A 21444-nucleotide genomic window follows, 5' to 3' on the forward strand; every position below is an offset into this window, starting at 1 on the left:
GCCGAATCCATCATCAACGCAGTTCAGAGGGGGTATGACGGGATTATTCTGGCGTTATTACAGAGTTATCGAGCGGTGGAACCGGTGTGAATTACATCGTTATTCCGATGTTATTCCGTACCGTCCGGCTCCGGAGCGCCGGAAGGTGTTGAGTACGCGGTCCATTCGTGGCTACGATGGCTCGTCGAAAAGCACTGGCTGAAAGGCGATGGGCGTGGATTCGTACAACACCGGGCAGTTCCGCATCGAGGCGGAGGCCGAACCCATCGAAAGCCTGGAGTGGCTGCTGGCGTTCACCGAGCAATACATCGCGGGGTGGAACAGCGGTGATGGCGCGGCGGTCGCGAAATGCGTCACCGAGGACACGATCTGGCACGACCCCTCGCTGGACGCGCCCGCGCACGGCCGGACGGGTGTGGAGAAGTTCGTCGCCGACACGGTGCGCTCGTTCCCGGATGTCGCCTACACCAACCCCTTTCCGCCGGTACTCGCCGCGGACGGCCGGCTGGCCTTGGTGCCGTGGCGGATGACCGGCACCCATCTCGGCCCCATCGACCCGCCCGGTTTCGGCCCGACCGGCAAGAAGCTCGATCTGCTTGTCATCGACGCGTGGCAGTTCCGTTCCGGGCTGATCTGGCGCAGCCAGGCCACCTGGGATCTCACGGAGATGCTGCTGCAATTGGGTCTGATGCCGCCGCGGGGTAGCGCCGCCGAGCGCGCGATGGCGCGCGCCCAGCGATTCAGGTCCAAGCTGCCCTTCTGATCCGGGCGGTGGTTCACTCGCCGAACAGCGTGGCGAACCGCTCCACCGCGAGCAGGACCGAAGCGCCGACGGATTCCAGCTCGGCGCCCATGCCTACGAGCAGATTCACGATCGCGGGCACCAGCACTTCGAGCAGACCGTCGTCGCCCAGGTGACCGGCCATCTCCAGTTGGACGAAGCCGAACAGTCCCATCCACAGCTGCGCCGCGGCGGACCGCACGTCCGGGGTGTTGATCAGCCCGGCGTCCTGCGCGCGCTGCACCGCCCCGACCACGTGGTCGAAGGTTTCCGCGTAGTGCTCGAACTCCGAATCGTGCCCGGCCACGAGCACATTGCCGCGGTTGATCTTCAGGTCGATGCGTGTCCCGGTGCCGAACATCAGCTGGAAGAGTTCCGGCCGCCGCTGGGCCTCGTCGCGGAACACCAGGCCGAGCACGAGCAGGTCCGTGATCGGCTCGTCGCTCACCCCGGCCGCGGTCATGCGCTCGGCCAGTTGCGCGAAGCCCGCGGAACCCGCCGCCCGGATCAGGCCGGGCATCCCGCCGAAGTTGGAGTACACCGCCATCGTGGAGACCCCGCACATACGGGAAACGCGGCGGACGGTGAGCGCGTGCAAACCTTCGGTCGACACCACCTCGACGGTCGCGTCGATCAGGCGATCGCGCAGCGCGGTGTTCATCGTGTCCGTCCCGGCGGCCGGGCGCACGGCTAGTTCGGTTGTTCCGGCAGTCTGCTTGCTCATCGCTTCCGTTTCCCCCGGCGCCATCACGCCGTGACGCATAGATGCACTGGTGCGCTGTCTTCCGGAAGGCGGTATCGCCGCTCGACCGAGGGCGCCCCGGTCCTGATCAGCGCGCGGGCCACCGGTCTCGGCGCCGGGGGAACGAAGTCGATTTCGATCGATGCACCATCGATTCGCTCGGGCCGGAAAGCTGACCGTGGTTCATCGCGCACAGATATCTCCGTTCTTGCCGCACGAACGGGCGGGCAGAGCATGAGGTAGAGCCGCGTTCGCGGGCTACGAAGAGCAGACGCACCCGCCAGGAGGTGCGTGTCGGAGGTGAGTGTCGTCACTGAAACTCTATGTGATACAGCGTAACATCCACAGCGATTCCGCCGAATGTTTTGTGTCCTTATGTAATTCGCTGTTCGGCACGCTGTTGTGACGTTCGCCGACGGCGCGGCGGAAGTTCTGGGGCCGGTGACAAACGATGTCCGCCCCGCGCTCGGCACGCGATGTCGATAATTGGACAAATAAGACATCGGTTCGGTGCACGCCTCGGCTATCGGTTGCCGCCGATTCTTGTTCCGCGTGGTCACGAACACGCGACAACGTTATCGTTCGCAAAGGACAGTTTCGTGGGTGGGGAGGTCGGCCGATGGCGGCATCGATTCCGGGAATCATCGCGTGGCCGGTCGTCGGCTTCGTCGCGGCCGTCTTCGCGGGCCGGTGGTTGCTGGTACACGACACGATCGTCGACCGGCTGCTGAACAAGCTGTTCGGGTGGGGATTGCTGAGTCTGCTGCTGTATCGCTGCGGCATGACGCCCGGCATCGCGAGTCTCGCCCATCAGCTCGCGCTGGGTTGCACGGTGATGTCATCGATGTGCGTGCAAGGGATCGTCCGCATCTGGGCGTTGGGCGCGGAACCGGCCGCGGTCCGGCGCAGGCACCGCGTCTGCTGTCTGCTGGCGGCCGCGTCCACCGCCGCGATCCTGCTGGCGGGCACGTCGGCGCGACAGGAGGGCAGGTTGGTCGAGCTGACCCTGGACACCGAGGGCGTGGTGGTGTGGACCGCGTTCGGACTCCCGCTGTTGCTGAACGTCTGGCTCCTGGCCCGCATGTGCGCGCAGGAACTGCGGGCCGGTGGCATCGGATTGGCGGGAAAGCTGGTGTGTGGCACGCTGATCTGGGCGGCGACCCTTTTCGGGGCGAATCTGGTGCTGTCGACGGTATGGGTCGTCACCGGATGGCAAGGCTTGGGCGCGCAGATGGTCAGGGTCGAAACGACGGTCACCCTGTGCCTGATGGTCGACGCGACGTTGGTCGCGATTCCGCTGGTCCAGACGTTGCTGGCGATGGCGGAACTGGATCGGGCCGGACGCGCCGGTCGCAGGCTGCGCCCGCTGTGGCGGGATCTCACCACCGCGGTGCCCGAGATCGTGCTGCGGCCCGCGGCCGGTGAGCAGGCCGACCCGGAGACCCGGCTGATGCGCATGACCGTGGAGATCCAGGACGCGCTGCTGCAACTCGGCCGCTACGCCCCGACGTCGGCGACGGCAGGCTCGGGATGTCCGCTCACCGACTACGCGCACCAAGTGGCGTGCGCGGCGCTCGCGCGTGAGGCGGGAGCGGCCCCGATCGGATCGTCCCCGGTCCGGTTGCCGGTTCCGGCGCCCGATTTCGACGCCGGGCTGCGGCAACTGCTCGGTCTCGCCCGGGTGTGGCCCGGGGCCCGCGCGGCGGCGGGCGAGCGGGTCCACTCGGCCGTCGGCGTCGGCTAGAGCACCGCTTGGGTCTGGGTGACCTTCGCGACCAGCTTGTCCGCGTCGTCCCGGATCACCGTCTCGACCACGACGAACGAGCGTCCGGCGTGCAGCGGCGTGGACGACGCGACGGCGTACCCGGAACGGACCGCGCGCAGGAAGTTCGTCTTCGACTCCACCGTGGTGGTGCCCTGCTTGCCCTCCGGCAGGTTGAGGAACGCGCAGACCGCGCCGGTGGCGTCGGCCAGCGACATCAGCACCCCGCCGTGCAGCACGCCGCCCAGCGTGCACAGCGACTCGTTCCAGGCCAGGCGGCTGCGCACCAGCTCGGGCCCGTGCGCGAGCACCTCGACGCCGAGGCGTTCGGTGAACGGCATGGTCTGGTGGAACAACTTGGTGCCCGTCTCATCGATCATGTCCGCGATCTTGCCTGCCGCGGGTCACGGAGTCGATTACCTCGCGGGTAATCGACCTTCGTTCGCCGCCGTTGCCGAACGGTGACCCGCACATCGGTTGCGTATCGGTCCGCGTGCGGCGAAACGCGGCGGCGGCGCGCGGGTATCAGCTGTTGAACCCGATGAACAGGAGAAACGCGATGACCAACCTCCAACCGTTCTATCGGCAGGTGCAGGCCCACTACGACCTCTCCGACGAGTTCTACGCACTCTTCCTCGACCCGACGATGACCTACAGCTGCGCCTGGTTCGAGCGACCGGACATGACGTTGGAGCAAGCGCAGCGCGCGAAGATCGACCTGGCCCTGGGCAAGCTCGACCTGCGGCCGGGGATGACCCTGCTGGACGTCGGCTGCGGGTGGGGGTCGACGATGCTGCGCGCCGCGACGGCCTACGGCGCCACGGTCGTGGGTCTGACGCTCAGTCGCAACCAGTACGACCACGTCAGGGACAAGATCGAGCGCGAGCGCATCCCCGGTGTGCAGGTCCGGCTGCAGGGTTGGGAGGAATACGAGGGCGAAGTCGACCGGATCGTCAGCATCGGCGCGTTCGAGCACTTCCGGCGGTCGCGCTACGAGACGTTCTTCCAGCGGTGTCACCGGATGCTGCCGCCGGACGGCAGGATGCTGCTGCACACGATCGTGGGGTGGACGTTGAAAGACATGCGGCGCATGGGCATCCCGGTGACCCGGGACGACGCGCTGTTCCAGATCTTCATCAAACGAGAGATCTTCCCCGGCGGGCAGCTGCCGCATCCCGCAGAGGTCACGCGGCTGGCCGGGCGCGCCGGGTTGGGCACGGAGAAGATGCAGGAATTGCGGCCGCACTACGCGCGCACCCTCGACTGCTGGGCCGAGGCGCTGCGGGCGCATCGGGAGGAGGCGGTCGCCCTGGCATCCGAGGAGGTCTACCAGCGGTACATGAAGTATCTGACCGGGTGCGCGGCGCAATTCCGCGCCGGTCGCATCGATATCGTGCAGTTCACGCTGGTCAAGTGACGCTCATTCAGAGCCGCCCCGGCGGGGGCCGGTTCAGCTCATCCGCGCCACCACGGCGTCGGGGAGATGGGGAAGCGCGAGGTCGATCAGCCGCCACGGCCACCCGGGGACGCAGGCTCGGCGTCGCTCCTGCTCGATGGCGGCCACCATCGCCGCCACGCCCTTGTCCAGGGGCGCGACCATCCGCGCGTCGCCCGCCTTGGCCGCCATATCGGTGGCGATGAAACCCGGCAGCAGGGTGGTCACCCGGATCGGCGAGCGTGCCAATTCGGTGGACAGTGCCTCGCCGAGCGCGGCGAGCCCCGCCTTGCTCGCCGAATAGGCCGCCTTCTTGCCGGGCAGCCCGCGCACCGCGCTCATCGACGCGACGAGTACCAGATGCCCCGCCCGCTGCGCGCGGAAGATCTCCAGCGCCGCTTCCGCCTGCGCGAGCGCGCTGACGAAGTTCGTGGTGGCCGTCGCGAGATTCGCGTCGGCCCGTCCGGTGCCGATCAGCGCTCCCTTGCCGATCCCGGCATTGACGATCACCCGGTCCAAGCCGCCGAGCTCGTCGCGCAGTTCGCCGAAGACGGCCGGCACCGCCGCGTGGTCGTCCACGTCGAGCGCGCGCACCGCGATGTTGATTCCGGGATGACTCGCCACCAGCTCGTCGCGCAACTGTGTGAGCGCGTCCAGCCTGCGGGCGCACAGCGCGAGGTCGCGGCCCTCGGCGGCGAAATCGCGCGCCATGGCGGCCCCGAGGCCCGCGCTCGCGCCGGTGATCAGAATCCTTTTTCGCGACATGCGGCTGACCTTATAAGGCACGGTCGGACGTCGTCCGTCGAGTGCGCCTCCGTCGTTTCAGTCGCCGGAGGAGCCGGTCGGCGGCGCTGTCGACAGCAACCGCCACGGCCCGCAGTTCTCGGTCTTGAACCCGACGTCGGTCGGCTTGATCCGCACCCGGACCGGGCCGAGCCGGGTGTAGTTGTTCGCGATGATGTACTGCATGTTCGTGTTGTCGCCCTCGACCTTCCACAACCTGCGCCAATCACACGCGTAGGCGGGGTCGCTCGTGCCGGGCGCCTCCCAGAGACCGGGGACGATATCGACGCCGACCGAATAGACGCCATCCTGCGAGATGGTGTTCGCGGGTTCGGCCGTCGCCGTCGCCGCCGCGAGCAGGGTCACCGCGGAACCCATGGCTCCCGCGAGGAGGAGCGCGCTAGCACGCATACCGGTTCTCCTTGACTTGTACTCCCGCCGCGTCCACGGGTCGTCGTGCTCCCGCCGTCGCGGCCGACTCGAGAGATCCTCCGCATCTCCGCGGCAAGCATTACCAGAACCGACCAGGTGGTGTGCCGGAATCCGCGTTTCCGGACCGGACCACACGGACATCGCTATCGCCCAGAAAATTCCGGGCAATCCCGACGTATCGGGAAGTCGCTACGGATTTCGGCGTGCCGATCGAGACAGTGACGACCCACGTGCATTACGCTCTGCTATCTCTGCGCAAACCGCCGGGGCGGATCTGACCGCCGGGCGTCGCGCATGCTGTAACACTTCGATCACGCACCTTGCTTTGCTGATACATGCGTTGCCAGAGTGACCATTGGGTTTGGTGTTACAAGTGGGAAGGGAGGGGTGCTCCGTCCCGGGGCACCGACCGCACTATGAAGCCAAGCATCGTCAAAGCCGGTATCTGCGCCGCGGTCACGACCGCGGTAACGGTGACGTTGTCCGGATTGCTTCCGGCCAGCGCGCAGGCGGCGCCGTCGCCGCTGGACATGTCGAAGAAGCTCGCAGGCAAGACCGTATTCCTGGACCCCGGCCACCAGGGGTCCAACCACTCCCAGGACTTGGCCAGACAGGTCAGCGATGGTCGCGGCGGCACCAAGGACTGCCAGACCACCGGCATGACCACGATGAACGGCGTTCCCGAGCACACCATCACCTGGAACGTCGCGCAGGTCGTCAAGACATCGCTGGAGACGCTCGGCGCGCACGTCGTGCTGAGCCGCCAGGACGATATGAACTGGGGCGGCTGCGTCGACGAACGGGCCCGCGCGGCGAGCCAGTCCGGCGCCGACGTCGCCGTGAGCATCCATGCCGACAGCGCGCCCGCGCAGGATCGCGGATTCCACCTGATCATCCCGGAGCTGCCCATCCCGAATCTGATCGTCGATCAGGTCCAGGCGGGAGCGGGACTCGCCGCGTCCAAGTCGGTGCGCGACGCGTATCGCGATGCGGGATTCCCGCCCGCAAACTACGGCGGGGTGGTGGACGGTCTGCAGACCCGCACGGACATCGCCGGGCCCGCGTTGACCACCGTTCCGCTCGTCTTCCTCGAGATGGGCAATGGCGCCAATCCCGAGGACGCGGCGTCGCTGGAGACACCGGACGGACAGCTCAAGCACGCGATCGCGCTGACCACCGGCGTGGTCGGTTACCTGCTCGGCACACCGCAGCCGAGTGCCGCGCCGGATCAGCAGGGCGGCCAGAGCACCCCGCAGGGTGCGTCGTTCGACCATCCCGCGGTCGCCCCGGAAACGCCGCAGGCTCCGACGCCGGGAACGCCGCAGGCCCAGACGAACCCGTTCGCCCCCCAAGCCCAGACGAACCCGTTCGCTCCCCAGGCTCAGACGAACCCGGCGGTACCGCAGGCCCAGGTGATTCCCGCGGTGCCGCAGAGTTACACGACTCCCGGTGTGCCGCAGAGCCCTGCGGCCCCGGCGGTGCCGCAGGCGCAGTCGGTTCCCGGCACCACGACGCCGAAACCGGCTCCAGGAACGGCGACACCGCAGTCACCCGGTGCGTCGGCGGCGCCGAAATCGCCGGGTACTTCCGGAACCCAGTCGCCGGGCACGCCGAACGCACAGCAGGCCCCCGGGGCCGCCGGGGGCAACGCTTCGATCATGGAGTTGCTGATGCCGTTGGCGAAGATGCTCGGGCTGGACAACAACGCCATCAGCACGGAGTTGATCAATCTCGGTTACAGCCTGGCGGGCATGCTGCTGGGCCCCGCGAAATAGTCCGCGCACCGAACCCACCGGACGCCACCCTCACCACGGCGAGGGTGGCGTCCGGCTTTTCCCGCGGGTCTCGCGGCGCACTAGGGTGAGCGGAATGGCTGACCGGATTCCTGTTGTGCTCGTCGCGGGGTTTCTCGGTTCGGGGAAGACCACGCTGCTCAATCATTTGCTGCGAAACAACCGGGGGACCCGGATCGGCGTGGTGGTCAACGACTTCGGGGCGATCAACGTCGATTCGATGCTGGTCGCCGGGCAGGTCGACGCGATGGTCTCGCTCGGCAACGGCTGCGTGTGCTGCGCCGTCGACGTCACCGAACTGGACGAGCTGTTCACCCGGCTCACGCAGCCGCGCGCCGGAATCGACGTGATCGTGGTGGAGGCCAGCGGCTTGGCCGAGCCGCGCAATCTCATCCGGATGGTGGTCGGCAGCGACAATCCGCGCCTACGCTACGGCGGCCTGGTCGAGGTGGTCGACGTCGAACAGTTCCCGGACAGCAGTGCCCGGCATCCGGAGCTGCGCACTCATGTGCGGCTGGCCGACCTGGTGGTGGTGAACAAGGCCGATCGGGTGGCGCCCGAGCAGCTCGCACGGCTGCGCGCGGACATCGCGGCGCTGGTCGGCTCGGTGCCGGTGTACGCGACCACTCACGGCCGGATCGATCCCGGACTGCTGTTCGACCGACCGCGACGCGAACGCCCGCTGGTGGCCGAGCAACTGAGCTTCGACGAACTGCTGGTCGAGCACGAGCACCACGACCACGCCGGGCACCGCCATCTGCACGACGACTACACCAGTGTCTCCTTCGCCAGCGACCGGGAGTTGGACCCGCGCAAACTGATCGGCTTCCTGGAGGACCCGCCACCGGGATTGTTCCGGGCCAAGGGCTTCGCCGCCTTCGGGGTGGCGGGCGAACGCAGGAAATTCGTCCTGCACATGGTCGGCCGCCACATCGTCTTCGAGCCGGGCGGCTGGTCGCGCGGCGAATCGCGGGGGGCGCAGCTGGTGCTCATCGGCGCCGGTCTGCACACCGACAAGGCCATGGCGCGGCTTCGTGACACGGTGCACGACGACGCCGAACCGCTCGATTCGCAGAGCATGCTCGGGGTATGGCGTTATACGCCGCACTGAGCGCGCAGATTGGCGCGTTCGGTCGCGACATGTCGTGTTCGGTGCTGGTGACAGAGCGGTCTTTTCATGAGACTGGATGCGTGTCCGCCGGTCGGTGGGCACCGGGAGCGTATTGCCGCGCGCGGCGCCGCTCGGCAGCCGATCCGTTACCGACCGAATCGTCCTGCGACCGATGGGAGTTTCCCGTGTCAGATTCCATGGAGAGCGCCACCGCGTACGTCATCGAGGTGCTGGAGGCCAAGGGCACCGCCACCCGCGACGACTTCGACGTTCCCGCGATCGTCGCCGAGACCCACGCACTCACCAACAGCTGGGATTTCCGGGCGATCGAGGACGCGACCTTCTGGTCGATCGCCGCGCGTTTCCTCAGGCCGTGAAGCTCCGCTCGGTGCGCGGGGCGTGGGTGGCCAGCGACCAGCGCCGAGCCGCGCGCCGCAGCGATCCCGGGTCGGAGTAGCCGAGGATCTCGGCTTGGCGCGAGGGGCTCAGCGGCCCCGTGGCGGTCGCGGCGACCAGCCGCGCGCCGCGCGCCCGGTCCAGCTCGGCGCGCCACGTGGTACCCGCCTCGCGCAACCGCCGCTGGAGCGTGCGCGGGCTGGTGGCCAGCCTCCGCGCCACCCGCTCCAGGGACGCGTCGCCGTCCTCCAGGCAGTCCGCCAGGGCGGCCGCGACGCGTTCGGGCCATGCGGTGGCCAGCGGCGGCGGTGGCGGAAGCGCGGCGGCCAAGGGTTGCAGGATGCCGGCCAGGACCGGATCGCTGGTGGTCAGCGGCAGATCCATGTCCGAGGCGCGGAAGGTCATCGCGTCCACCGGCGCGTCGAACTCGATCGCGGTGGTGCCGAACACCTCGATGAAGGTGTCGATCTTGGTGGGCGCGTGCTGGCGCAGCGCGACCCGCACCGGGGCCAGCGGTTCACGCACCACGCGCCGTGCCCGGCTGAGCACCGCGCTCAGCCCCCAGAGTTGGGTGAGATCGCGGCCGCGGCCTTCCCCGTCGATCATGTCCAGATACAAGGTGACTTCGTCGTCGTTCTCCGCGACCAGGTCGAATCGGTGGTTGGTAGTCACCGCGGTGACGTACGGACCGCAGGTCGCCAGTCCGGCCCCCAGTGTCGGCGCCGAGGAGAACAGATAGTCGTAGAGCCCCAGGCAGGTCAGTTCGTAGCGGCTCGCCACGTTCAGGGCGACGTCCGGATCGCCGAGTTCGAGTTCACCGATCTCCCACAGCCGGGAGAACATCTGGCTGGGCAGGTGCAGGTCGTCGCCCGCCATGGTCCACTCCGGCAATCCGGTTTCCCGGAGCAGCCGGTCGCGGTCCACCCCGGCCGCGATGAGTTGCGAGATGACGAACCGGTGGAGCAGAACCTGATCGGTTCCCATCGCGTGCTCCCTTCTGCCACGCGACCGATCGGCGCACCGTCGGTCTCCGAGTGAAGCGATACCGCGCGCACACGCTATACCGGACGTGTTGATTCGTCATGAGATTCACGTCACGGTCAGATCACCCGCAGGCGTTCACCCATTCCGACAGTCCGTCGGCGAACAGCTGGCGCTTCCAGATCGGAACTTCGTGTTTGATCCGGTCCACCAGTTCCGCGCACGCCGCGAACGCCGCGCCGCGATGCGCCGCCGCCACCGCGACGACGATCGCGCGGTCACCGATGTCGAGCGAGCCGACGCGGTGCACGGCCGCGACCGGCAGGCCGTGCGTGGCGGCGAGTTCGGCGCAGACGGTGTGCAGGAACCGCTCCGCCTGCGGGTGCGCGGAGTATTCCAGGGCCGAAACGGCTTGTCCGCCATCGTGGTCGCGGACTTTCCCGGTGAACACCACGACAGCGCCGTAATGCGATCCGGATACCGCCTCCTCGACCTCCGCTGGGTCCAGCGGCTGGTCGCTGATCCGGGCGAGCCGGACCGTAGCCTCAGCCGTTGTCATGACTTCCACCTCCGGCGACTTGTGCGAGCAGATGATCCAGCAGCGGTTCCAGCACCGCGATGCCGTCTTTCACGCCGCCCGGCGACCCGGGCAGATTCACGATCACCGAGTGTCCCGCGAGTCCCGCCACGCCGCGGCTCAGCGCCGCCAGCGGGAACTTCGCGGTGCCGCGCTGCCGGATCGCCTCCGCCACACCGGGTAGTTCGCGATCGAGCAAGGCGAGGGTGGCCTCCGGGGTGGCGTCGGTGGGGGAGGCTCCGGTCCCACCGGTGCTGATGACGAGTGCGGGTTCGAAGCGCAGCGCGTCGGCAAGCCCGAATTCGATCTCGGCGTCGGCGTAGACCAGCGGGCCCCGCACCGAGAAGCCGAGGCCGGACAGCCAGTCCACGAGCACCGGACCGGTGGTGTCGACGCGGGTGCCCGCCGCGACCCCGGTCGACGCGACCAGTACCACGGCCGAGCGTTCCTCCTCGTCGAATTCGGGCTCGGCGTAGTCGGCGGTGACCGGCTCGTCCTCGCTCTCGTCCGAGGCCGCGTCGGCGGGGCGCTCCCAATGACCGTGTTTGCCGCCTTCTTTGGCCAGCAGGCGCACGCCGGTGAGTACTGCCGCGGGGTCGACCGCCTTCACCATGTCGTGCAGGGTGAGACCCGCGACCGCGACGGCGGTGAGCGCCTCCATCTCGACACCCGTCGGACCCTTGGTCTTCGCGGTGGCCTCGATGGTGATGGCGGTGTCGGTGAAACCGAACTCCACCCGCACCGACGACAGCGCCAGCTGATGGCACAGCGGGATCAACTCGGAGGTCTTCTTCGCCCCCGCGATGCCCGCGATGCGGGCGGTGGACAGCACGTCCGCCTTCGGCATGTCGTCGGCCCGTACCAGCGCGACCACCTCGGCCGTGGTGCGCAACTCGCCTGCCGCGACGGCGATCCGGGTGGTCTCGCTCTTCGCGCTCACATCGACCATGCGGGCGCGACCTTCGTGGTCGACATGGGACAACTCGCTCATAAGGTCCACACTCGCACAACTGCGCCCGCGGGCAGAGCGGTGACCTCGGCGGGCACATCGATCAGCACGTCGGCTTTCGCCATGGCCGCCACGAGATGCGAGCCCGGACCGGACACCACCTCGACCGCACGCGGCCGTCCGGACGCGGACGACTCACTCGAGCGCCCACGGATCAGCCTCCCCCGCAGGAGCTGACGCTTGCCCTCCGGCGAGCGCGGCACGGCGTTGAACAAGGGAAGCTCGTAGGTGTCCACCTCGGGCAGACCGGCGAGGCGCCGCAGGATCGGGCGGGCGAACACCTCGAACGACACCATCGTGCTGACGGGGTTGCCGGGGAAACTGAGCACCGGCACCCCGTCGACGACGGTCAGCCCTTGCGGGCCGCCCGGTTGCATCGCGACCGAGCCGAACCGTCCGCCCATCGGTTCGAGCACGTCCTTGACCACCTCGAAGTCGCCCTTGGACACACCACCGGAGGTGAACACCACATCGGCGCGCTCCATCGCGTCCGACAGCAGCCCGCGGAAACGCGCCGGATCGTCGGTACTGTGCGCCACCGAGACGACCTCGACGCCGTTCGCGGTGAGCGCCGCGGCGAGGGCGACGCCGTTGGAGTTGTAGATCTGGCCGGGGCGCAGCGGCTTTCCGGCCGCGACCAGCTCGTCGCCGGTGGTGATCACCGCGCCGCGCACCGCGCGGAAGACCGCCACCGCGGACAGCCCGACCGCGGCCAGGGCGGCGACATGCCGGGGCGCGAGCGTGGTGCCCGCCCGTGCGAGCAGGTCACCGGTCCGGACGTCCGTGCCGGGTTCCCGCACGAATTCCCCCGCGCTGCGTCCGCGCTCGATGGTCACCGTGCCGTCGCCGACGCGGGTGTCCTCCACCGGCACAACGCAGTCCGCGCCGGGCGGGATCGGCGCGCCGGTCATCACCTTCATCGCCGCACCGGGCGGCAGCGGCGCGCGGCCGGCGGCTCCCGCCGCGACGACGCCTGCCAAAGGCAGGGTGACCGGCGCGACCAGCACCGATTCGGCGCGCACCGCGTACCCGTCCATCGCGGAGTTGCGGAACACCGGCAGATCGATCGGCGAACGGACGTCTTCGGCCAGCTGCCTGCCCAGCGCCCGCGGCACCGCGACGGACTCGACCGCGCGCGCGGCCAGTGGCCGCAGCAGCTGTTCGATGCTGTCGCGATAGTCGTCGACGGGCCTGGCCGAGACGCCGGCGGGCCGAGGGTTCATGCGAGTCAGCCTAATGGGTGCGGTCGGACGTAGTCCGTCCTCAGCCTGCGCATGGCCGGAGCGAAGGCGGAGGTACGCCTAACGCCCGGTCGGGGCGGTTCTCCGCCTCTGCCGCCATGCGCAGGTCGCCGGACGCCGTGGCGAGGCCTCACCGCCTGTCCGCGGCCGAAGTGAGCCGAAATCGAGCATTCCGCCCGCAGACGAATTGGGGCAGGCGGTCATAATGGACGTGTGACTCTGGTCGAGATCGGGATTCCGGCCGTGCGTTCCGGGCGTCCCTCGCTCGCCGGCCGTCCCGACACCCCCTACTTGCTGGATCGTTTCGGACGCGTCGCCCGCGACCTACGTGTGTCCATCACCGAGAAGTGTTCGCTGCGCTGTACCTATTGCATGCCGGAGGAGGGGCTGCCGGAGATTCCCCGGCACGAACTGCTCACGGTGGACGAGATCGTCCGGCTGGTGCGCCTCGCGGTGCTGGAGCTGGGGGTGCGCGAGGTCCGCTTCACCGGGGGCGAGCCGCTGATGCGCCGCGACCTGGAACAGATCATCTCGGGCTGTCATGCCGAGGTGCCGCACATCCCGCTGGCCATGACGACCAACGGCATCGGGCTCGAGCACCGCGCGATCGGCCTCGCCGCCGCCGGTCTGCACCGGGTGAACGTCTCGCTGGACACCGTGGATCGGGCCGGTTTCGCGCGGTTGACGCGCCGCGACCGCCTCGAATCGGTGTTCGCGGGCATCCGCGCCGCCCGCGCCGCCGGGCTGGCCCCGGTGAAGGTCAACGCCGTCCTGATGCGGGAGACCCTCTCCGGCGCGCCCGATCTGCTGCGCTGGTGCCTGGACGAGGGCTGTGAGCTGCGTTTCATCGAGGAGATGCCGCTGGACGCCGACCACGAGTGGGCCCGCGCCAACATGGTCACCGCCGCCGAACTGCTCGACGTGCTCGGCGCCCGGTTCTCCCTCGACGAGGTGGGCCGCCCCGATCCGTCGGCGCCCGCGGAGAAGTGGCTGGTCGACGGCGGGCCCGGCACCGTGGGCATCATCGCCACGGTGACCAGGAAGTTCTGCGACACCTGCGACCGCACCCGGCTCACCGCGGACGGCATGCTGCGCTCCTGCCTGTTCAGCGACCAGGAATTCGACCTGCGTCAGGCACTGCGCTCCGGCGCCGACGACGAGGAGCTCGCGACGCTCTGGCGCGGTGCGATGTGGAACAAGTGGGCCGGTCACGGCATCGACGCCGAGGGCTTCGTCCCGCCGGAGCGGACGATGGGAGCCATCGGTGGTTGAGATCCGCTACTTCGCCGCGATCGCCGACGCCGTCGGCAAGGACGGCGAGACGCTCGACCTCCCGGCCGGAGCGACGGTGGCCGACCTGCGCGCGACCCTGGCGGCGGCCTACGGCCCGGACCTGGACAAGATGTTGTCGGTGTGCGCCTACCTGGTCGGTGACGAACTCACCCGAGATCCCGCGGTCGCGCTGAGCCCGCGCGTCGACGTCCTGCCACCCTTCGCGGGCGGCTAGGCGGCGCGTTCACATCCAGCGCCGCCACGACCAGCTGTGCCAGGTGTCGATGAGGTGCGCGGTTTTCGTGAGCGACGGCACGCTGCACGGCGGCGCTCCTCGCCGGACGCCGAGGTCCCCCGAAGGGCTAGCGCCACCAGGTGTCCAGCGGCGTCACCGGGACGGTGCGCTTGTGACGGGTGTTGTGGAAGATGCCCTCCAGCCGTTCGGCGACCTCGGGGGTCACCTCCTTGCCCTCCAGGTAGTCGTCGATCTCGCTGTAGCGCAGACCGAGCGCTTCCTCGTCGGGCAGGGCGGGCCGGTCGTCTTCCAGATCGGCGGTGGGCACCTTGGACCAGATGCTGGGGGGCGCGCCGAGTTCCTGGAGCAGGGCGGCGCCCTGGCGCTTGGTCAGACCGGTGAGCGGGGTCAGGTCGACGCCGCCGTCACCGTACTTGGTGAAGAATCCGGTGACCGCCTCGGCCGCGTGGTCGGTGCCGACCACGAGCAGATTCTCCTGCCCGGCCAGCGCGTACTGGATCACCATGCGTTCGCGCGCTTTGATATTGCCGCGCACGAAGTCACGCAGCTGGTGGACCTGCAAGGCGGACGCCGCCTCGGCGGCCGCGGCGTTCGCGCTGGGCCGGACGTTGACCACGACCTGCCGGTCGGGCCGGATGAACGTCAGGGCGGTGCGCGCGTCGGCCTCGTCGGCCTGGACGCCGTAGGGCAACCGCACGGCGAGGAAGGTCGCGTCCACGCTGTCCGCGCGCAGTTCTTCGGCCGCGAGCTGGCACAACCGGCCCGCGAGAGCGCTGTCCTGTCCGCCGCTGATGCCGAGGACGAAACCTCGTGCGGGAGTCGCGTTCAGATAGTCCTTGAGGAAATCGACCCGGCGGCGGATCTCTTCCTTCGGTTCGATCGTGGGCCGGACGCCCAATTCACTGATGATCTGTGCACGCAGGTTCCCCATGGCGCCCGAGTCTACTGGCGGCTCAGCGGGCGACGACGCGCCGAACGACGCGCTCCCAGTTGTCGCCGATCTGCTCGCGGGTGAAGCCGAGCACTTGCATCTGGTGCATGACGAGCGCCGCGCCGAGCATCGCCAGCAGCCAGTCGGCGACCAGCGCGACCTCGCCGGGCACGTCGGCCTGCCGCAACAGCATCACGACGTGCGCGCGCTGTAGTCCGTACGGCCCACCGGAATAGCGTTCGCTCGCCTCGCCGAGCTCGGCGGCGCGGTGTAGCTCGCCTGCCACCTCGATGTCCAGGAGCCGGGCCCGCCCGAAGGCGACCAGTCGTTCCACCGGGGGCGCGCCCGGTCCGAGCGGCGGCGGCCCGAAGATGAACGACTCCTGGTACTTCCGCTCTGAGTGGTCCAGCAGCGCGAGCATCAGGCCGGATCTGCTTCCGAACCGCCGGAACACCGTGCCCTTGCCGACCCCGGCGCGTTTGGCCAGCGCGTCCATGGTGAGGCTGTCGACGCCGTGCTCTCGCACCAGTTGCTGCGCCGCGTCCAGGAGCAGTTGACGGTTGCGCGCCGCGTCGGCGCGCTCGGCGGGCTCCGAGGTGCCCGGCAATGGCGTGCCGACGTCGAGCAGCCGAGGGGCGCCATCGGCCGACGCGTCCGGTGTGGGGTAGTTCACAGCGCTCACGCAGGCTCCGCGGGAAGTAATCGGACCATGGTCCGGTTAGTGTGTGGTGAACGTACGGACACCACCTCATCAGTACACCAGGAGTCGTCATGAGCCAGACCCGCATTCTCGCACTCGTCGGCAGCCTGCGCGCCGCGTCGGTCAACCGGCGGCTCGCCGAGGCCGCGGCGCACAGCGCGCCGGAGGGTGTCGAGGTCACTCTCTACGAAGGGCTCGCCGACATCCCGTTCTACAACGAGGACATCGATGTCCCCGGCTCCGTCCCCGCGCCCGCTCAGGCGCTGCGCGACGCGGTCGCCGAGGCGGACGGCCTGCTGGTGGTGACCCCGGAATACAACGGCACGCTGTCGGCGGTGCTGAAGAACGCGATCGACTGGGCTTCCCGTCCCTACGGCGCGGGAGCGATCAAGGGCAAGCCCACCGCCGTGGTGAGCGCATCGATCAGCCCGAACGCCGCTCAGTGGGCGCACGGCGACGCGGTCAAGGCGCTGGGCGTGGCGGGCGCACGGGTGGTCGAGTCCGCGCACCTGCACTTCGGGGTAATCGGCGAGCGGTTCGGCGCCACGCATCCGCGTGACGATGCCGAGGCGCTGACCCAGCTGGCCGGTACGGTGCGCGACTTGGTGGAGGCCACGCGCGGCGAATTGGCGTCGGTGTAAGCTCCTTCTCCGGTCTGAACGAGGGCCATCGCTGCGGGGCGCAGCGGTGGCCCTCTTCGTTTGCCGGAAAGTTTGCTGAAAGTAAGCTGACGCGCCAGGGAGTGATCTGCGCCACTGTTTCGTGTCGGGGGGAATCGAGCGTACTGGTACTTCTCTCGATGGAATTTCATCAATGTGACTCGCTACATGTCGTGTTGTAGGAATCTGTCGGCCACTAGGTGTAGTGTCTTCGGTACTGGAAGACGGCGAGAGACCTCACTCGGCACGAGTCGGCCACAGGTGGCTGATCAGGGGATTCGAGCTCGGATCCAGGAGTTTGCGCAGCATACGTCGGATCGTGAATTGCAACGGATCACAGGCTGTGGATCAGGCACAAGGAGAGAGGGACATCAATGACCGTCACCGTGTACACCAAGCCCGCTTGCGTCCAGTGCAACGCCACCTACAAGGCCCTCGACAAGGCCGGGGTGGACTACGAGGTCATCGACATCTCGGAGAACGACGAGGCGCGTGACTTCGTCATGGCACTCGGGTACCTGCAGGCGCCGGTCGTGGTGGCCGGGGACGATCACTGGTCGGGCTTCCGTCCCGACCGCATCAAGTCGCTCGCGACCGTGGCGGCCTGACGCTTCCACCGCTTCCGGTTCATCCGAGGGCGAGCGCTACGGCGCTCCAGAGAAGAGGAAGGCGACCATGTCGGAGACGACGGCGCTGGTCTACTTCTCCAGCGCTTCGGAGAACACGCATCGCTTCGTCGAGAAGCTGGGTCTCCCGGCGACTCGCATACCACTGCACACCGCCGACTCACTGCGCGTAGACCATCCGTACGTGCTGATCGTCCCCACCTACGGGGGCGGTCGGCAGGTACTGGGGGGCGATCGTTCCGACAAGGACTTCGTGCCGAGGCAGGTCGCCAAGTTCCTCAACGACCCGCCCAACCGCGCGTTGCTGCGCGGGGTGATCGCGGCGGGCAACACGAACTTCGGCGACACCTTTTGCTACGCGGGCGAGCTCATCGCACGCAAGTGCGGGGTGCCGTACCTGTATCGCTTCGAACTCATGGGAACCGCTGAGGACGTCGAGCGCGTCCGAGAGGGATTGGGATTGTTTTGGCAACAGCAACGACAGCACCGGCCGGAAAGACAGCTCGCTTAGAGCAGCCCCCGGTCCGCGGCGGCGAGGCGGGCGAGGTCCTCGACTACCACGCCCTCAACGCGATGCTGAACCTGTACGGCCCGGACGGGGAGATCCAGTTCGACAAGGACCGTGAGGCCGCCCACCAGTACTTCTTGCAACACGTCAATCAGAACACCGTCTTCTTCCACAACCTGGACGAGAAGCTGGACTACCTGATCGAGGAGAACTACTACGAGGCCGAGGTTCTCGAGCAGTACAGCCGCGCGTTCATCAAGAAGCTGTTCAAGCAGGCCTACGCCAAGAAGTTCCGGTTCCCCACCTTCCTCGGCGCGTTCAAGTACTACACCTCGTACACGCTGAAGACCTTCGACGGCAAGCGCTACCTGGAGCGGTTCGAGGACCGGGTGTGCATGGTCGCGCTCACGCTCGCCGCCGGTGACGAGGCGCTGGCGGGCCAACTGGTCGACGAGATCATCGAAGGCCGTTTCCAGCCGGCCACCCCGACCTTCCTGAACTCGGGCAAGAAGCAGCGTGGCGAGCCGGTGTCGTGCTTCCTGCTGCGCATCGAGGACAACATGGAGTCGATCGGGCGCTCGATCAACTCCGCGTTGCAGCTGTCCAAGCGCGGCGGCGGAGTGGCGCTGCTGCTGAGCAACATTCGCGAGCACGGTGCGCCGATCAAGAAGATCGAGAACCAGAGCTCGGGCGTCATCCCGATCATGAAGCTGCTCGAGGACTCGTTCTCCTACGCCAACCAGCTCGGCGCGCGGCAGGGCGCGGGCGCGGTCTACCTGCACGCGCACCACCCGGACATCTACCGGTTCCTGGACACCAAGCGGGAGAACGCGGACGAGAAGATCCGCATCAAGACGCTCTCGCTGGGCGTGGTCATCCCGGACATCACCTTCGAGCTGGCCAAGAAGAACGAGGACATGTACCTGTTCTCGCCGTACGACGTGGAACGCATCTACGGCAAGCCGTTCGCCGACATCGACGTCACCGAGAAGTACTACGAGATGGTCGACGACAAGCGCATCCGCAAGTCGAAGATCAAGGCGCGCGAGTTCTTCCAGACCATCGCCGAGTTGCAGTTCGAGTCGGGTTATCCGTACATCATGTTCGAGGACACGGTGAACCGGGCAAACCCGATCGCGGGCAAGATCACCCACTCCAACCTGTGCTCGGAGATCCTGCAGGTCTCCACGCCGTCGGAGTTCAACGACGATCTGTCCTACGCCAAGGTGGGCAAGGACATCTCCTGCAACCTCGGGTCGCTGAACATCGCCAAGACGATGGACTCACCCGATTTCGCGCAGACCATCGAGGTGGCCATCCGGGCGTTGACGGCGGTGTCGGACCAGACCCACATCTACTCGGTGCCGTCCATCGAGCAAGGCAACAACCTCTCCCACGCCATCGGCCTCGGGCAGATGAATCTGCACGGCTACCTGGCGCGCGAACGGGTCCACTACGGGTCCGAAGAGGGCATCGACTTCACCGACATCTACTTCTACACCGTGGTCTATCACGCGATCCGGGCGTCGAATCGGATCGCGATCGAGCGCGGTACGTACTTCGGCGGCTTCCCCGAATCGAAGTACGCCAGCGGTGAGTACTTCGACAAGTACACCGATCAGGTGTGGGAGCCGAAGACCGAGCGCGTCCGGCGACTGTTCGCCGACGCGGGCGTGCACATCCCGACCCAGGACGACTGGCGCGAGCTGAAGGCCTCGGTCATGGAGCACGGCATCTACAACCAGAACCTGCAGGCGGTGCCGCCGACCGGATCGATCTCCTACATCAACCACTCCACCAGCTCCATCCACCCGGTGGCGTCGAAGATCGAGATCCGCAAGGAAGGCAAGATCGGGCGCGTCTACTATCCGGCGCCCTACATGACCAACGACAACCTCGAGTACTACGAGGATGCCTACGAGATCGGCTACGAGAAGATCATCGACACCTACGCCGCGGCCACCCAGCACGTGGACCAGGGCCTGTCGCTGACGTTGTTCTTCAAGGACTCCGCCACCACCCGCGATCTCAACCGCGCCCAGATCTACGCCTGGCGCAAGGGCATCAAGACCCTCTACTACATCCGGCTGCGCCAGATGGCCTTGGAGGGAACAGAAGTCGAAGGTTGCGTCTCCTGCATGCTGTAGTTCGGTTGCGAACGGGGCCTCCGGAAGGGGGGCCCTTTTTCGCATTCCGCGGCCGCTGAGATCGCGCGCTCGCCTACGCTCGAAGCGCAACCCCATCCTGCGCTCTTCCTCGCATCGCGTGCGGTAGGCCGTCAGCGCCTGGAATAGGCTGGGGCAGAAGCGATCCGGTAGTGATGGGAACGACGATGACCGATCTCGGCGGCAATGGGAAGCCGCTCAGGCCGATTCATGACGCGAGTGTGCCGAGCAGCGCTCGAATATACGACTATGTGCTGGGTGGGAAAGACCACTATCAAGTGGATCGGGACGCGGCCGAGAAAGTGATCGCGGCGTTTCCCACCACCCGGGTCGCGGCTCGGCAGAACCGGTCGTTCATGCACCGTGCGGTGAACGCGCTGACCGAGTTGGGCGTGACGCAGTTCCTCGACGTCGGCACCGGTATCCCCACCGAGCCGAATCTGCACCAGGTGGCACAGGCGCCGACGCCCGAAGCGCGGGTGGTCTACGTGGACAACGACCCGATCGTGCTGACCCATGCCCGCGCCCTGCTCACCGGCACGCCGGAGGGCCGCACCGCGTACGTCGACGCCGACCTGAAGGACCCCGCGGCGATCCTGTCCGCGCCCGAACTCCGCGAGACCCTGGACCTGGAGCGCCCGGTGGCGCTGAGCCTGGTCGCCGTGCTGCATTTCCTGACCGACGAGCAGAACCCCTACGGGATCGTCGAGACGTTGATGGATGCACTCGCGCCGGGATCGTTCCTCGTGGTCTCGCACATCACCGCCGACCTCGAACCGGAGATGATGACCGACGCCCTCAACGTGTACCGGCAGAGCGGGGTCTATGCCCAGACGCGCACGCGGGACGAATTCGCCCGGTTCTTCACCGGGTTGGAACTATTGGACCCGGGAATCGTCGTCACCAATCAATGGCGTCCGCAGGGCGAGTCGCCGTCTTGGCTCGACTCGCAGGTGAATTGCTGGAGCGCGGTCGGCCGCAAGGTGTGAGGTCGTGTTGTTCGGCAGCGCCTGCGGCGCTGCGAACGGTCGCTCGTAAGACTCGCTCCGTTGTGGTTGCGTAAGTGGTGAATCGAGCTATTGAGGGCTGGGCCGGGGTTGTGGGGACTCGGCAATGGCGGCCTTCAAAGGAAGCTGCAGTCGCTACGGCTCGGCTGTTGGCGGATATCGCCGGGGTAGGCGTCCCGACGGCTCGGCCGATGGGGACCTTCCCGAGAGGAGGAGTCGCGAGGGCTCGGGCGTAGGCGGACCTTCCCGGGGCAGGAATCACGGAGGCTCGGTGCTC

At 67.8% G+C, this 21444-nt stretch carries 23 protein-coding genes; 13 read left to right on the top strand and 10 right to left on the bottom strand.

The window, feature by feature from the left end:
• The first annotated feature begins 214 nt into the window (after positions 1–214).
• The gene (locus ACIA5H_RS32110; RefSeq protein ID WP_379253297.1) at positions 215–763 is read left to right on the top strand and encodes an ester cyclase; all 549 of its coding nucleotides are present in this window, start codon (positions 215–217) and stop codon (positions 761–763) included.
• A gap of 13 nt (positions 764–776) precedes the next feature.
• Here the strand turns inward: ACIA5H_RS32110 and ACIA5H_RS32115 are convergent, their stop codons facing one another.
• A complete protein-coding gene (locus tag ACIA5H_RS32115; RefSeq protein WP_355077722.1) occupies positions 777–1505 on the bottom strand; it encodes a TetR/AcrR family transcriptional regulator in 729 nt (242 codons plus the stop codon).
• A gap of 637 nt (positions 1506–2142) precedes the next feature.
• On the opposite strand from ACIA5H_RS32115, the gene ACIA5H_RS32120 reads away from it, so the two are divergent.
• Positions 2143–3267: an MAB_1171c family putative transporter gene (locus tag ACIA5H_RS32120; protein WP_397079550.1), complete on the top strand. Its 1125-nt coding sequence runs from the start codon at positions 2143–2145 to the stop codon at positions 3265–3267.
• On the opposite strand, the gene ACIA5H_RS32125 is transcribed toward ACIA5H_RS32120, so the two are convergent.
• Complete coding sequence (locus tag ACIA5H_RS32125; RefSeq protein ID WP_397079552.1) at positions 3264–3665, bottom strand: PaaI family thioesterase; 402 nt, start codon at positions 3663–3665, stop codon at positions 3264–3266. The two genes, ACIA5H_RS32120 and ACIA5H_RS32125, sit on opposite strands and share 4 nt — an antisense overlap.
• A 179-nt stretch (positions 3666–3844) precedes the next feature.
• Between ACIA5H_RS32125 and ACIA5H_RS32130 the strand changes: the two genes are divergently transcribed.
• Complete coding sequence (locus ACIA5H_RS32130; protein WP_397079554.1) at positions 3845–4702, top strand: cyclopropane mycolic acid synthase family methyltransferase; 858 nt, start codon at positions 3845–3847, stop codon at positions 4700–4702.
• Between the two features lie 33 nt (positions 4703–4735).
• Here ACIA5H_RS32130 and ACIA5H_RS32135 read toward each other — a convergent pair whose 3' ends face one another.
• On the bottom strand, positions 4736–5485 hold the full coding sequence (locus ACIA5H_RS32135; RefSeq protein WP_379253301.1) for an SDR family oxidoreductase: 750 nt from the start codon (positions 5483–5485) through the stop codon (positions 4736–4738).
• Positions 5486–5542: 57 nt separating this feature from the next.
• Positions 5543–5914: a hypothetical protein gene (locus ACIA5H_RS32140; protein ID WP_379253302.1), complete on the bottom strand. Its 372-nt coding sequence runs from the start codon at positions 5912–5914 to the stop codon at positions 5543–5545.
• A 437-nt stretch (positions 5915–6351) separates the two neighbouring features.
• Between ACIA5H_RS32140 and ACIA5H_RS32145 the strand changes: the two genes are divergently transcribed.
• From ACIA5H_RS32145 to ACIA5H_RS32155, 3 genes are all read left to right on the top strand, one after another.
• A complete protein-coding gene (locus ACIA5H_RS32145; protein WP_397079557.1) occupies positions 6352–7710 on the top strand; it encodes an N-acetylmuramoyl-L-alanine amidase in 1359 nt (452 codons plus the stop codon).
• A 94-nt stretch (positions 7711–7804) separates the two neighbouring features.
• Positions 7805–8839: a CobW family GTP-binding protein gene (locus tag ACIA5H_RS32150; RefSeq protein ID WP_397079559.1), complete on the top strand. Its 1035-nt coding sequence runs from the start codon at positions 7805–7807 to the stop codon at positions 8837–8839.
• A 185-nt stretch (positions 8840–9024) separates the two neighbouring features.
• Positions 9025–9216: a hypothetical protein gene (locus tag ACIA5H_RS32155; protein ID WP_355077710.1), complete on the top strand. Its 192-nt coding sequence runs from the start codon at positions 9025–9027 to the stop codon at positions 9214–9216.
• On the opposite strand, the gene ACIA5H_RS32160 is transcribed toward ACIA5H_RS32155, so the two are convergent.
• The 4 genes from ACIA5H_RS32160 to glp form a co-directional block, all read right to left on the bottom strand.
• Positions 9206–10219 carry an AraC family transcriptional regulator ligand-binding domain-containing protein gene (locus tag ACIA5H_RS32160; RefSeq protein ID WP_379253306.1) on the bottom strand — a complete coding sequence of 338 codons (1014 nt, stop codon included), beginning with the start codon at positions 10217–10219 and terminating at the stop codon, positions 9206–9208. The genes ACIA5H_RS32155 and ACIA5H_RS32160 overlap by 11 nt on opposite strands.
• A gap of 121 nt (positions 10220–10340) precedes the next feature.
• On the bottom strand, positions 10341–10775 hold the full coding sequence (locus ACIA5H_RS32165) for a molybdenum cofactor biosynthesis protein MoaE (RefSeq protein ID WP_355077707.1): 435 nt from the start codon (positions 10773–10775) through the stop codon (positions 10341–10343).
• Positions 10762–11784, bottom strand: a complete 1023-nt coding sequence (gene moaCB / locus ACIA5H_RS32170) for a bifunctional molybdenum cofactor biosynthesis protein MoaC/MoaB (protein ID WP_379253307.1) — start codon at positions 11782–11784, stop codon at positions 10762–10764. Before moaCB ends, ACIA5H_RS32165 begins: the two co-directional genes overlap by 14 nt.
• Positions 11781–13025: a gephyrin-like molybdotransferase Glp gene (gene glp / locus ACIA5H_RS32175; RefSeq protein WP_397079563.1), complete on the bottom strand. Its 1245-nt coding sequence runs from the start codon at positions 13023–13025 to the stop codon at positions 11781–11783. The genes moaCB and glp overlap by 4 nt, the downstream gene beginning before the upstream one ends.
• A gap of 231 nt (positions 13026–13256) precedes the next feature.
• Here glp and moaA point away from each other — a divergent pair, with 231 nt between their 5' ends.
• Positions 13257–14315, top strand: coding sequence for a GTP 3',8-cyclase MoaA (gene moaA / locus ACIA5H_RS32180; RefSeq protein WP_379253309.1), 1059 nt, complete (start codon positions 13257–13259; stop codon positions 14313–14315).
• Positions 14308–14550, top strand: a complete 243-nt coding sequence (locus ACIA5H_RS32185; protein WP_356961082.1) for a MoaD/ThiS family protein — start codon at positions 14308–14310, stop codon at positions 14548–14550. The genes moaA and ACIA5H_RS32185 overlap by 8 nt, the downstream gene beginning before the upstream one ends.
• A 127-nt stretch (positions 14551–14677) precedes the next feature.
• Here ACIA5H_RS32185 and nadE read toward each other — a convergent pair whose 3' ends face one another.
• Together nadE and ACIA5H_RS32195 are read right to left on the bottom strand one after the other, a co-directional pair.
• Positions 14678–15502, bottom strand: a complete 825-nt coding sequence (gene nadE / locus ACIA5H_RS32190) for an ammonia-dependent NAD(+) synthetase (RefSeq protein ID WP_379253311.1) — start codon at positions 15500–15502, stop codon at positions 14678–14680.
• A gap of 22 nt (positions 15503–15524) precedes the next feature.
• On the bottom strand, positions 15525–16130 hold the full coding sequence (locus ACIA5H_RS32195) for a TetR/AcrR family transcriptional regulator (protein ID WP_379253387.1): 606 nt from the start codon (positions 16128–16130) through the stop codon (positions 15525–15527).
• Between the two features lie 143 nt (positions 16131–16273).
• Here ACIA5H_RS32195 and ACIA5H_RS32200 point away from each other — a divergent pair, with 143 nt between their 5' ends.
• The 5 genes from ACIA5H_RS32200 (at position 16274) to ACIA5H_RS32220 (ending at position 21149) form a co-directional block, all read left to right on the top strand.
• A complete protein-coding gene (locus tag ACIA5H_RS32200; RefSeq protein WP_379253312.1) occupies positions 16274–16843 on the top strand; it encodes an NAD(P)H-dependent oxidoreductase in 570 nt (189 codons plus the stop codon).
• Between the two features lie 392 nt (positions 16844–17235).
• Positions 17236–17469 (top strand): glutaredoxin-like protein NrdH, encoded by a 234-nt coding sequence (nrdH, locus tag ACIA5H_RS32205; RefSeq protein WP_043729459.1) that lies wholly within the window; start codon positions 17236–17238, stop codon positions 17467–17469.
• A 67-nt stretch (positions 17470–17536) separates the two neighbouring features.
• Entirely contained in the window at positions 17537–17998 is a 462-nt protein-coding gene (gene nrdI, locus ACIA5H_RS32210) for a class Ib ribonucleoside-diphosphate reductase assembly flavoprotein NrdI (RefSeq protein ID WP_397079567.1), read from the top strand.
• Positions 17999–18060: 62 nt separating this feature from the next.
• On the top strand, positions 18061–20142 hold the full coding sequence (gene nrdE, locus ACIA5H_RS32215) for a class 1b ribonucleoside-diphosphate reductase subunit alpha (protein ID WP_355078830.1): 2082 nt from the start codon (positions 18061–18063) through the stop codon (positions 20140–20142).
• A 185-nt stretch (positions 20143–20327) separates the two neighbouring features.
• Positions 20328–21149, top strand: coding sequence for an SAM-dependent methyltransferase (locus ACIA5H_RS32220; protein WP_379253313.1), 822 nt, complete (start codon positions 20328–20330; stop codon positions 21147–21149).
• The last annotated feature ends 295 nt before the right edge of the window (positions 21150–21444 follow it).

Origin of the sequence: Nocardia sp. NPDC051900, assembly GCF_044452545.1 — a bacterium.
GTDB classification, from domain to species: Bacteria; Actinomycetota; Actinomycetes; order Mycobacteriales; family Mycobacteriaceae; genus Nocardia; species Nocardia sichangensis.